Origin of the sequence: Bacillus sp. FJAT-26390, assembly GCF_001682865.1 — a bacterium.
In the GTDB taxonomy this organism is placed as follows: domain Bacteria; phylum Bacillota; class Bacilli; order Paenibacillales; family Paenibacillaceae; genus Pristimantibacillus.
On record NZ_MAQX01000022.1, the window covers coordinates 568,258 to 581,029 of the forward strand.

Sequence of the window (12,772 nt, forward strand, 5' to 3'; positions counted from 1 at the left end):
GGGAGAGGAGCGATTTTTTATGCAGGAGATTAAGTCTATTATTTTTGACTTTGACGGGACGCTTGCCGATACTTGGCCGGTAATGTATCAGGCTTGTGCTGGCGTATTCCAAAGGCATGACAACCGGGAAGTGTCGATTGAGGATATTTATGCGATGGCGGGACCAACGGAGCTGCAGATCATCGAGCGGCATTTGGCGAATCGGGAGCAGGTTGAAACGGCGATAAATGAGTTTTTAGCAGACTATGAGCAGCATCATGAGGAGCTTGTGGAGCGAAACGTGGCGATTGCGCAGATGCTTAGCACCCTTCGGCAGGCGGGCTTTGGAGTAGCTTTATTTACAGGAAAATCTCGGCGCACGCTGGATATTTCGCTGGACAAACTAGGCTGGGACGTGGGCTTTGATAAAATCGTAACCGGTGACGATGTGCAGAAGCGCAAGCCTTCGGCTGAAGGCATTCATCAGATTTTGAGCGCGCTTGGCTGGGCGCGCGAGCAGACTATTTTTGTAGGCGACAGCAATGATGATATGCAAGCGGGCGAAGAGGCTGGCGTAAGAACCTTCGCGGCACAGTGGATGGCAGTGGTACAGGATAAGCATTACCGGATCCAGCCGGAGCGTATTTTTGATTCGGCCGAGGAGTTTCAGCAGTTTGTAATGGAGCGGCTAACCAGCGGTTAAATCCAGCTGCAACGCAGCAAAGGAGTGTCCTTATTCATAGGGCGCTCCTTTTTTAGTATATAAAGCACCGAGGAGGGGACAATCGTAAGATGGAATAATTGTACATAAGGAGAAGCGGGATATGGATGTTTTTCTGCAGGAAGTAAAGGAGCGGTTTGGTGGAAATGACGATTTCCTCATGCAACCGGACAAGATTTACGGGGAACCCGTAGTTTTGCTCGGTTTTACATCGCTGTTTGATTTGGTCAGCACAAAAATAGCATTGCGAAAAAATGTAGACAACGCTAATCCTGCGCCAAAAACGTTAGCGGACATCATGGCGCTATCCGGAGAGGTAAGAGAAATAGATATAAACGAAGCCCTTACCTTGTTTGTCGGGGGCAAAATGATTATTTTTTTCGAGAATGAACGAAGCTGTGCCATTGTCGATCCGTTCCCTATTGTCTTAAATCGGACGGTGGAATCCCCTACGAATGAGAACGTGCTTCAAGGGCCGATGAGCTCGTTTATCGAGGATATCGATACGAATATCGGGATCGTCAGGAAGCAGATTACGTCAAAGCATGTCCGGGTAAAATCGTTTTTGGCAGGAGACGATCAGCAAAAGAAGCTTTCGCTTATTTATGACGACCATAATTCCGATCCTGAGCTTGTCAGCAAAGTAATAGACCAAATCGAAGCCAACTTGCATAGAGAAATTAATAATTTGCAAAACCTTGCGAAAATGATGGGCTTCTCCTCATGGTCAGCCATTCCAAAATTCAATACGACTGAACTGCCGCAAGAGGTAGCCATTGCATTGAATAAAGGAAGAGTCGTGCTATTTATCGATCGATTTCCTTTTGCGCTAGTGCTCCCAAATCTGCTTTGGGATATGTTTGCGCTCGAAAATGACCGGAATTACCCGATTCCTTTAACGATAGTCATTCGCGCTTTGCGGGTGATTGGCGTACTGACAACGCTGCTTGCTCCGGGTTTGTATGTGGCTCTCGTTGCCGTGAATCCAGAGGTATTAAGGATAGAGCTGGCCTTAAACATTGCCGAAAGCCGCGAAGGCGTGCCGTATCCGGCGATCGTTGAAATTATTTTGATGCTGGTCGTGCTGGAATTAATTATTGAAGCGAGTACAAGGCTGCCCAAAAGCATCGGTCCAACGATCACGATGGTAGGAGGCATTATTTTGGGACAAGCGGTCGTAACGGCAAGACTCGTGAGCAATTTGCTCATTATCGTGCTTGCAGCTACGACGATAGCGAATTCTACAGTGGTTGGCTTTCAAAATTCGCTCTCGATCCGTCTGTTCAAATACTTAATCGTCATTTTAAGCGCCATCTATGGGGTTCTCGGACTGCTGGGAGGCTTGGTTATATTAAGCGCCTACCTCGCCAGCCTCACTACGTTTGGTATTTCATATTTGAATTTTAGTATGAAAAAGGGTGAATTCGAAAATGGATAGATCTTATCATGTCGTGCTGATGTACGGTCTGACTCAACTAGGGTTTGTGTTTTTTTTCTATCCTGTTGATATTATCGCAAGCACAACGGAGGGTCATTGGGTTGCCATAACATTAGGGATCGCCGTCAATATGATTGTCGTTTGGGCTTACATGAAGGGGCTAAGCTATTTTCCAAAACAGGATATCATCAGTATTTACTTGGGTGTCGGCAAGTGGGCAGCCATTCTTTTTTTATTGCCGCTTGTGCTGTTTTTGATACTCGTCAACATCATTACGGTACGGGCTTTCGCTGAGATCACTACCCTTGTATTTCTTGCCGATACGCCGATGTGGGCGATTATGGGGTTTCTTATTGCCATTTCAACCTATATCACTTTAAACGGGGTGAATGCAATCTTTCGGACGGGATTGCTGCTAGCCATTTTATTTCTTCCGTTGATCTTATTCACGACCAGCATATCGTTTCAAAATGTAGACCTCCGCTATTTGTTTCCGTTATTCCGGACCGACTTTTCGTTTTTGACAAAGCCAGCCTATCTTAACAGCTTTTCTGCATTTGCCGGGAACTTTCTGTTTCTTGGCTTCGTGCAGCCGTTTTTCTCTTTTCAGCGCAAAAAAGTGATGATATCGTTGGCGGCGCTCGTACCGTTTTTCTTTTTGTCGATTTACCTCCCCCTTCTTACTTTCGGACAGGCGACCGCTTCAACGTTCAAATTTCCATTCGTTATGCTTGTCAGCACGATCCATATCAATTGGCTGATGTTTGACCGGGTAACGATTTTTTTGCTGCTGAGCCTAATTACGTTTACGATGTTGTTTATTTCCATGCTGCTGTGGGAGGTCAGCCGTATTTTAAACCGGACCATGCCTAAAGTTAAACTAAATTATATTGTCATTGCCGTATCCGCGACGATTTATATATGCTGCTTAATGATTTTGAATTGGCAGGAAGTTCAGTCGTTTATGATGTGGAATACGTTTTTACGTTTTTTTGTATTATTCGCGATTCCTTTTTCCGTTTTATTTCTAGGGCTTCGTTCCAGAAGGATGTATAAAGATGAGAGTGCTTAGATCGCTAATTGCCGTCTGCATCGTTCTTTTCCTAAGCGGATGCTGGGATAACCGAGATATCAACCACCGGGTATTGCCTGTTGTAATGGGTGTCACGATGAAAGAGAACGAATACCTCATCTATCTGCAAATCCCTGTACCAAGCGGGAATACGACAAAAACGAAAATTGTTACCGGAGCAGGGAAAACGATCAATCACGCGGTGGATAAAATCAGTGCGAATTTGGAGGATCATGTAGATTTGCTGCACGTGAAGGTCATTCTTGTGGATACAAAGTATGCGCAGAAGGGCTTGGATGATATCATCGCTGATTTTATGAGAGGACGGGATGTATCTACCAAGACGCTTATCGCAATATGCGATGATGATATGGATCATTTTTTTACTTCTGCGACGCAAAGTATGGAGCCCAAGGGAACGGCGCTGTATGATTTTTTTGAAAAAAATGCAGGCTGGAATCCGCAAATTGCGCTTACCCGGGTGTGGGAAGTATACCGCAGCATTCACTCCTATACGCGGGATGTAGCGATCCCGGTCATTCGGTCGGGAAAAACGACTGTCGTTCAGCATATAGGTGCAGCAGTCGTGAAAAACGGGAAAATGGTCGCGCAAATCAATCCGGATGAAACGCTGCTGTTCAACGCTTTTAACGGAGAAAGCACACAAGGGAAAATCGAAGTCAGCAACCATGCAAGCGTACTTATCATTAGCAATTCGATAACGAATAAAAGTTTGATGGTAAACAGCATGCCGATTTTGAAAAGCAATCTAAAATTAAAGGTCGTCATTTTGGAAACGAAGGGCAATCCTACGACCGAGACGATTAAGCAGGAGCTTGAAGACGTGGTGAAGCAGCGGTTCGACCAGATGTTTGCCAAGCTTCAAAAGAGCGGCGCAGATATTTTAGGGACAGGCCAATATTTTCGGAGTGAACTATCGAGAGCAGAGCTCAAAAATTGGCGAACAAAATATTATTCCGAACTTAAGCTGGAGCTTCAAGTGGATGCGATTATTGAAAATACAGGATTTCTAAATATGAAGTAATAAAGCGAAGAGTATAGAAATAGGGATGATTTTGGGGAGCGGAGAGCCGCATCTTGGAATCATCCTTTTTTTTGCCCGGAGGGGTGAGAGAAAAGAGGACAATAATAGGACATAAAATTTATAGATGCCTCATTTGGAACGCAGCGCGATTGGCTTACACTAAACATGACAAAACAAGGGATGGTGGGAGCATGGCAAAAATTACGGGTATCAAATGCATTCGTACGCGAAAAAACGGCACTTGGACGATCGTGAAGGTGCAGACAGACCAAGACGGTTTATATGGAATCGGCTCCGCCTCGGACATTTATAATCCCGAGGCTGTCGTGCAGGTGATTGAGCAGCTTCTGGCGCCGCTGCTGATCGGCAAGGATGCCGCGAACATAGAAGATCTTTGGCAGACGATGTATATGAGCGGCTACTGGAGGAACGGCGCGATATTGCATACCGCGATCGGCGGCATCGATATGGCATTATGGGATATTAAAGGCAAGGAAGCGAACTTGCCGATCTATCAGCTGCTAGGAGGGGCAAGCCGTGCGGCCGTCCCGTGTTACGGTCATGCGGGCGGCGCGGATATTGGTGAGCTGAAGGAAGACGTGCAGCGCTTCATGGAAGAGGGCTATTCGGTCATTCGCGTCCAGATGGGCGGGTATGGCGGGGGCGGCTTCATTAATGGCGATAAAGCAAACCTGCCAGAGGGCGCATGGACGAAAGGTCCGGTATTTGATGAGCAGGCGTACCTGAATGCAATCCCAAGCATGTTCGAGCAGCTGCGGGTAGCTTTTGGCATGGGCGTTCAGTTCACGCATGACGTGCATGAGCATCTCTCGCCTATTAATGCGATACAGCTGGCGAAGCGAGTGGAGCCTTATGGTTTGTTCTTTCTTGAGGATGCGCTGGCGCCGGAGCAGATCGGCTGGTACCGCCAGCTGCGCCAGCAGAGCGCTACGCCTCAGGCGGTTGGCGAGCTGTTCGTCAATCCGCAGGAGTGGACGGAGCTAGTGAAGGAGCGGCTGATCGATTTCATCCGCGTTCGCGTCTCGAAGGCTGGCGGCATAAGCGCATGCCGCAAAATCGCGGCGTTATGCGAGGCTTTTGGCGTGCGGACCGCTTGGCAGGAGGGCGGAGAAAACGATCCCGTCAATCAAGCGGCAGCGGTGCATCTGGATATGGCGATCTGGAATTTCGGCATCCAGGAGGTCAATCATTTTCGGGCGGAGGAGCTGGATGCTTTTGAGGGACATATCGTTAGAAAAGGCGGCTACCTCTATCCATCGAACAAGCCGGGCCTTGGAATCGAGCTTGATGAATTGAAAGCGCAATTGCTCGTTGGCGAGGACTGGAATCGGTCCGTTTATCATAATCCTTATCATCTTGACCGTAAGGCGGACGGCACGTTAGTGCGCCCATAAAATAGCTACGGAGGTGCTTTTTATCATGAAAACGATCGCTGTCACGGGCGGGAGCGGCAAGCTGGGAACGCAGCTGATTAAGGAGCTTCAGCAGCAGGGCTATCAGGTTGTCTCCTTGGATAACCAGAGATCAAATGAGCTGCGCTGCAAGCAAATCAAGGTAGATTTGACCGATTTCGGGCAGGTCGTATCCGCGCTTCATGGCGCAGACGCGATTGTGCATTTGGCGGCTATTCCGGCACCGCTGGTTCATACTTACCCATATATTTTCGCTAACAATACGGTTGCGGGATATCATATTTTGGAAGCGGCATCGATTCTCGGCATACGGAAGGTTGTCATGGGCTCCAGCGAGTCTTCCTATGGCTTCGCATGGGCGCCGACACCGTTCGCGCCGGATTATTTGCCGCTCGATGAGGATCATCCGCAGCAGCCGCAGGAATGTTATGGCCTATCCAAAATAGTCAATGAGCAGACTGCTGCCATGTTCGATCGGAGAAACGGCATGCAGGTCATTTCGCTCCGGTTCTCGATGATTACGAAACCTGAGGAATATAAGCATCTCGCGACTGATAAGCCTGAGGTTTTCAAGCATATTTTGTGGAGCTACATCGATATACGGGATGCCGTCAGCGCATGCATAGCGTCTCTTCAAGTTGAGGATCGCGGGGCGATCTGTCTCAACATTACGAGCAGCGATACGTTGTGCAATTGGGAGACGGAGCGATTGGTGAGCCGCTTTTACCCAGAGGTTACCGATCGCCGAGCGGTGTTTGAAGGCCGCGCTGCCGTCGTCAGCAACCAATTGGCGCAGGATGTATTGGATTGGCGTCCCCTTCATTCGTGGGCGGATCACGTGGAGACGCAGCAGAGGTGAGGTTATTCATAGTGAGACTATCTTGAAAGGTCTGGCATGACCTTTTTGGATGGTCTTTTTTTTGAGGTTTTAGGCAAAGGATCTTTTTCTCACGCCAAATGAGCGGCCCCCTCATCCACCTGCCTAAAAAGAAAGCGTTTACCAAAAAAACAATTCAAATCGGTATTTTTGTACCCATAGAAGCTAATTTTTGACTGCAAAAGAAAATATCGTCTCATATTTGCCATTGTCTGGATGCGGTAACATTAATGATAGCAAGAGGAAGAAAAATACGTCATGAGAGGTGAGTGAGGGTGGGAAGCATTACGTTCAGCCATGTATATAAGCACTACAAAGGGGAGTCTCGTCCGGCGGTCAACGATTTCCACCTTTCCATTGAGGAGGGGGAATTCCTGGTGCTCGTCGGTCCATCCGGCTGCGGCAAATCAACAACGCTGAGAATGCTGGCTGGGCTTGAGGAAATCACCGAAGGGGATTTGTACATCGATGAGAAGTTCGTCAATTACGTCTCGCCAAAGGATCGGGATATCGCGATGGTTTTTCAGAACTACGCCCTGTACCCGAATCTAACCGTCTATGAAAATATCGCGCTAGGGCTGAAGCTTCGCAAGACAGCCAAGCATGAAATCGAGCTAAGGGTAAACCGCGTTGCGAAAATATTGGAAATCTCGCATTTGCTTGATCGCAAGCCGAGCCAGCTCTCAGGCGGGCAGAAGCAGCGGGTAGCTCTCGGCAGGGCCATCGCAAGGGAGCCGCAAGTTTTTCTCATGGATGAGCCGCTGTCGAACCTCGACGCCAAGCTGCGTGCCCAGACGCGGGCAGAGATCATCAAGCTGCAAAGCGACCTCAAGCGGACGATGGTATACGTCACGCATGACCAGGTGGAAGCAATGACGATGGGGACTAGAATCGTCGTCATGAAGGATGGCGTCATTCAGCAGGTAGCTCCGCCGAGGCAGCTGTATGATGAACCGGCAAATTTATTTGTTGCCGGATTTATCGGCTCGCCGCAGATGAATTTCGTAGAAGGCAGCCTGATCTTGGAGGAAGGGCATTATTATTTCCTCAATAAGCGGATGAAGCTGCTTGTGCCTGAGCGCTATTATGAGCATTTTGCCATTAGAAGCGGATCGCTTCGCAACTGCGTGCTGGGCGTGCGGCCCGAGCATGTAAGCTTGAAGCGTGAGACGGCAGGCGATTTGGAGGATGAATACGTCCGGTGTGAGGTCTTGATGTCGGAAGTGACGGGAGCCGACTCGTACGTGTATGTGAAGGCGGGAGAGAACACGGTCATTGGCAGAACGGAGCCGGAGATGGTGTTTGTCAAGGAAGAGAAGCTCGTTATGGGCTTCAATATGAACAAGGTGCATTTCTTTGATCAGCAAACGGGCGTATCCTTGGCGGCCGGAGGAGAGGAAGGATGAAGAGGATGAGGATGCTCGGCATCGGTCTTCGTCTCCTTGTGGCGGTGGCGCTGGTGTTTGGAGTCATCCGCTGGATGACAGCGAGCGAACCGATCCTTCACGCGACCTCCGTGAGTACGGAGAAGCTGCTCTCCTTCGAGAGCAAAGCGGAGGCGCTGCCTTATGCCAAGCTGATGTTTCAATTCCCGGAAGCTGCTGACACAGATGACAGCCTGAAGCCTATTGCGATTGCACCTGCTGAATATACGGCAGCCGCCGAGGAAGCGGTACTGAAAACCGGCAACGAGCAAGGCGAGACTGTACTGAGCTGGGAAAATGAGCAGGGCTGGGTCGAGTGGGCGTTCGAGGCGCCGCAGGGCGGCTGGTATGAGCTGCACTTTGAGTACAAGCCGCTTGAGGGAGGCAACGCTTCCGTCGTCCGCGGCGTGCAAATCGACGGCAAGTATCCATTCGTGGAATCGGAGCGAATCGAGCTTGAGCGGCTGTGGAAGGATTCCAAGTACCCGTATGACCGCAATACAATTGGCCAACAGATTCGGCCTGCCCAATCGGAGCTTTCGGAGTGGAGCAGTAAAGCGGCAGCTATTTTCTCCGCATCATCCGAGCCTGTGCTCTATCGCTTGGAGCAGGGGAAGCACACGCTCAGAATCGTTGGGGAAAGAGAGTCAGTTGCCATTCGTGCAATCTCCTTCAAGCCAAAGGAAGCCATTCCTAGCTATGAAAATTACAAGCGCTTACATCCGGAGGTCGAAGCGCAGCCAAGCTGGTACAGCATCATTGAGGCGGAGCAGTTCGAGCGTAAGTCGAGCCTCGCCATCCAGACCGATTTTTGGTCGGAGCCCCACATTTCGCCAGATCCGAAAGGGCGGATTACTTACAACGTACTGGGCGGACAGCGCTGGCGCTTGCCTGGCGAGTGGGTGGAATGGAAGCTTACCGTCCCGGAGAACGGCTGGTATGAAATCGATCTAAAAACGTTCCAGAATTATCGGAACGGCTTCGAGGCTTACCGCACGGTTTCCATTGACGGGAAAACACCGTTTCAAGAGCTGCTTCATTATGGCATTCCGACCAATAAGGAATTTTTGATCGGAGCGCTTGCGGACAACGAGAAAACGCCGATGCTCTTCTATTTGGAGAAGGGAGCGCACACGCTCCGCATGACCGCCGATTCATCGATGGTTCAGCCGGTATATCTGGCATTAAAAGAAACGCTTGACCAGCTCGCTGCGTTCGACCGTCATATCCGCCTGCTAACAGGAAATTACAGCAAGTCGGGCTTCGACGCGAATATCGACTCGACGCGGACTTGGGATATGAAGAAGCTGGAGCCTGATGTGGAGCAAAAGATGGCGGGCTTTATCACCCGCTTAACCGATATTCGAAATTATATTAACGGGCTGAACAAAAAGGATTCCGATTTGTCGGAAGCGATTAAGGGCTCAGTTGCCATTTTGGAGAAAATGCACAAAGACGTAGATGAAATTCCGAATAAAATCAACGACTTTTCCACCATTCAAAACAATATCGGAACGTGGATGGCAACGCTGACGCAGCAGCCGCTGCTGCTGGATTACATCGTGGTGCGCACGCCCGGAACGGAAACGAATTTGAAGGTGGCAAGCACGCTTTCGAGAGTTCCGTATTCCATTGCCGACTTTGGGCGCTCCTTCTACATGGACTATGACACGCGCAAGCATAATCGCAAGGAAGCGTTAACGATCTGGGTTCAGCGCGGACGCGATTACGTCGAGCTGCTGCGCGAGATGGTCGATCAGGATTTTACGCCGAGAACAGGAATCGAGGTCAACATCAATCTGATGACCAATCCCAATATGCTCATTCTCGGAAATGCGGCAGGGGATGTGCCGGACATCGCGCTTGGGGTAGGAGAATCTACGCCAGCCGATTATGCGATGAGGGATGCCGTACAGGATCTGTCTGGTTTTCCGGGATTCAAAGACGTGTTCGACCGTTTTATTCCCGGAGTCGGCCGTTCGCTCAGCTACGATGGGGGCATCTATGGCCTGCCGGAGGTGCAGAACTTCCAGATGCTGTTCTACCGCACGGACATATTAGAAGGCTTGAACTTGAAAGCGCCTGACACCTGGGAGGACGTGTTCGATATGCTCCCGACGCTGCAGGAGAACGGAATGACGATGAACTATCCGAAGAGCGACTTCTCCACCCTTTTCTTCCAAAATGGGGCCGAGGCTTACTCAACGGACGGCTTGAAGGGCACGCTGTCGAGCGATGCCGGCCAGCAAGCGTTCAAACGCTGGACGGAGCTGTACCGGAAATACAATCTTCCAATCGATATTCCGGCTTTCTTCCAGCATTTCCGTGACGGGGATATCCCGATCGGGGTGGCGGATTTTAACACGTACGTCCAGCTTCTTGTCGCGGCGCCAGAAATAACCGGCCACTGGAAAATCGCGCCTCTGCCAGGCATCAAGCAGGCGAGCGGCGAGGTGGAAAGGTGGTCGCCGCAAGGCATTTCCGCAGCGATGATCATGAAGAAGAGCGATCGCAAGGACGATGCTTGGAAGTTTCTTGAATGGTGGACCTCCGAAGAGGTGCAGTCGCAGTACGCGAAGGATATCGAATCCTTTTACGGCATCGAATTCCGATGGAATACCGCAAACGTTGATGCAATGAAAGCACTCACTTGGCCAAGCGACGACTTGAAGGCGCTCCAAGAGCAGGCGCGCTGGGCCAAAAACATGCCTTATGTGCCGGGCTATTATTTCCTGACCAGGGAGATGGAGTTCGCATGGAACCGCACCGTGCTTGAAGGCATCCCGGCGCAGGAGTCGCTTGAGCAGGCGCAGCTTTCCCTGCAGCGTGAAATGGACCGGAGACAGAACAATTTTGGCATAACGGCTGACGACGATCTTCATATTCCGCAAATAACACAACCTTACGAATGGGAGGAACCGCAGAGATGAATACGCAGCTTTCTCCCAGAATAGCCAAGCCTAAGCAAGGATCGGCACTCCGCTTGAAATGGAATCGATTTTGGCGGGAAATGAGGCGCGACGCGTTTTGCTACCTGTTTCTTGCCCCGTTCCTGATTTGTTTCCTGCTGTTCATCGTCGTTCCGGTCGTGATGGCCGGGACGCTAGGCTTTACGTCGTACGATGGCTTCGGCTCGCTTCATTTTATCGGGATAGACAACTACATCAGCTTGTTCACGCAGGACATTATCTTTCTAACAAAAGCGATACCGAATACGTTTTTGTTCGCGTTAATCGTTGGCCCCGGCGGGTATATTCTGGCGTTTCTGTTCGCGTGGCTTATTCATCAGCTGCCGATCCGCATTCGCGATTATTACACGCTGGCGTTTTATGCGCCGTCGATGGCGGGCGGAGTAGCGCTGTCTGTTGTCTGGATTGCAACGTTCAGCGGCGACCGCGTCGGCTACTTCAACAACTTCCTGCTGAATATGGGCTGGATCGACAGTCCGGTCATCTGGCTGCAGGACCCTAAATATTTGCTCAACATTATGATCATCGTATCGCTTTGGGTCAGCTTTAGCGTCGGTTTTCTCGCGATGCTAGCCGGGCTGCAGACGGTAAACCGGGAGCTATACGAGGCGGGGCGCATCGACGGCATATCCAGCAGGCTGCAGGAGGTTTTCTACATCACGATTCCTTCGATGAAGCCGCAAATGCTGTTCAGCGCCGTCATGTCGATCGTCGGGACGTTGAAGGCAGGCGGAATTTCTACCCAATTAACAGGGATGGCGATTACCCCTTCCTACTCGGGGCATTTGATCATCAATCATATTGACGATTACGCGTTTATCCGCTTTGAGCTCGGTTACGCTTCGGCGGTCTCGGTCATGCTGCTGCTCATCAGCTATTTCGCCATGAGATTTGCTTACCGGCTGTTCGGATCAAAGGAGGAGCTGTAAAACCATGATTCGAAAACTTCGCAACGTAACGTCGTTTCAGGTCATCCTTATTACGGTTTTTACCGCGCTTGCCGCGTTCATGTCGCTGCCGATCATCTTTATTTTGAACCATGCGTTCAAGCCGCAAAATGAGCTGTTTCTCTTTCCGCCGCGGTTTCTGGTGCAAAATCCGACGCTGCGCAATTTCGAGTCGCTTATTTTGCACGCTTCGAATGCGACGGTACCGTTCACTCGTTATTTATTCAACAGCTTAATCGTTGCGGGGCTAACGCTCGGCACCGTCATTATCGTCAGCACGATGGCGGGTTATGTGCTTGCCAAATACCAGTTTCATTTCAAGCAGCTCATTTTGGCATTGATTACGTTATCCCTGATGTTCGCGCCGGAGACAGTTGGCATACCCAGATACTTGATCATTAGCGGCCTCGGCATCAACAACACGTATTTCGGCCATATTTTGCCCGCGCTGGCTTCACCGATCGCCGTATTTATGCTGGTCGGCTTTATTTCGCAAATTCCAGGCGAGCTGCTTGAGGCGGCGAAGATCGACGGGGCAAGCCACTTTGGCATTTTTACGAAAATGGTGCTGCCGCTTTCGTCTCCCGCCATCGCGACGATATCCATCTTTACTTTCCAAGGCGTATGGGGAGATGTGGAAACCTCCACCTTGTTCATGCAGGAGGAAACGATGCGGACGCTGGCCTTCTATGTCAATAGTTTATTGAGCGGGCTCCAGAACAGCGTATCAGGCCAAAACGTAGCCGCCGCGGCCGGCTTGCTCATGTTCGTGCCCAATCTGATTATCTTTTTGCTCTTCCAGCGGAGAGTGCTGGAGACGATGGTACATTCCGGAATTAAGTAATTCAAACCAGCAAAGGAAGTCGT

Annotated in this window: 10 protein-coding genes; all 10 read left to right on the forward strand. The window is 50.2% G+C overall.

Going from position 1 to position 12,772, the window contains the following annotated elements; genetic code table 11:
* Nucleotides 1-19 precede the first annotated feature (19 nt).
* Nucleotides 20-682, forward strand: a complete 663-nt coding sequence (locus A7975_RS19640; RefSeq protein WP_065386201.1) for an HAD family hydrolase — start codon at nt 20-22, stop codon at nt 680-682.
* Nucleotides 683-803: 121 nt separating this feature from the next.
* Complete coding sequence (locus A7975_RS19645; RefSeq protein ID WP_065386202.1) at nt 804-2,138, forward strand: spore germination protein; 1,335 nt, start codon at nt 804-806, stop codon at nt 2,136-2,138.
* Complete coding sequence (locus A7975_RS19650; RefSeq protein WP_053374932.1) at nt 2,131-3,210, forward strand: GerAB/ArcD/ProY family transporter; 1,080 nt, start codon at nt 2,131-2,133, stop codon at nt 3,208-3,210. The genes A7975_RS19645 and A7975_RS19650 overlap by 8 nt, the downstream gene beginning before the upstream one ends.
* Entirely contained in the window at nt 3,197-4,255 is a 1,059-nt protein-coding gene (locus A7975_RS19655; RefSeq protein WP_255314368.1) for a Ger(x)C family spore germination protein, read from the forward strand. The genes A7975_RS19650 and A7975_RS19655 overlap by 14 nt, the downstream gene beginning before the upstream one ends.
* Nucleotides 4,256-4,446: 191 nt before the next feature.
* A complete protein-coding gene (locus A7975_RS19660) occupies nt 4,447-5,670 on the forward strand; it encodes an enolase C-terminal domain-like protein (protein WP_065386204.1) in 1,224 nt (407 codons plus the stop codon).
* A gap of 25 nt (nt 5,671-5,695) precedes the next feature.
* Nucleotides 5,696-6,547: an NAD-dependent epimerase/dehydratase family protein gene (locus A7975_RS19665; protein ID WP_065386205.1), complete on the forward strand. Its 852-nt coding sequence runs from the start codon at nt 5,696-5,698 to the stop codon at nt 6,545-6,547.
* A 293-nt stretch (nt 6,548-6,840) separates the two neighbouring features.
* Complete coding sequence (locus tag A7975_RS19670; RefSeq protein WP_053374936.1) at nt 6,841-7,971, forward strand: ABC transporter ATP-binding protein; 1,131 nt, start codon at nt 6,841-6,843, stop codon at nt 7,969-7,971.
* Nucleotides 7,968-10,919 carry an extracellular solute-binding protein gene (locus A7975_RS19675; RefSeq protein WP_065386206.1) on the forward strand — a complete coding sequence of 984 codons (2,952 nt, stop codon included), beginning with the start codon at nt 7,968-7,970 and terminating at the stop codon, nt 10,917-10,919. Before A7975_RS19670 ends, A7975_RS19675 begins: the two co-directional genes overlap by 4 nt.
* Entirely contained in the window at nt 10,916-11,887 is a 972-nt protein-coding gene (locus tag A7975_RS19680; RefSeq protein WP_065386207.1) for a carbohydrate ABC transporter permease, read from the forward strand. Before A7975_RS19675 ends, A7975_RS19680 begins: the two co-directional genes overlap by 4 nt.
* Nucleotides 11,888-11,891: 4 nt before the next feature.
* On the forward strand, nt 11,892-12,749 hold the full coding sequence (locus A7975_RS19685) for a carbohydrate ABC transporter permease (RefSeq protein ID WP_082198309.1): 858 nt from the start codon (nt 11,892-11,894) through the stop codon (nt 12,747-12,749).
* Nucleotides 12,750-12,772: the final 23 nt, after the last annotated feature.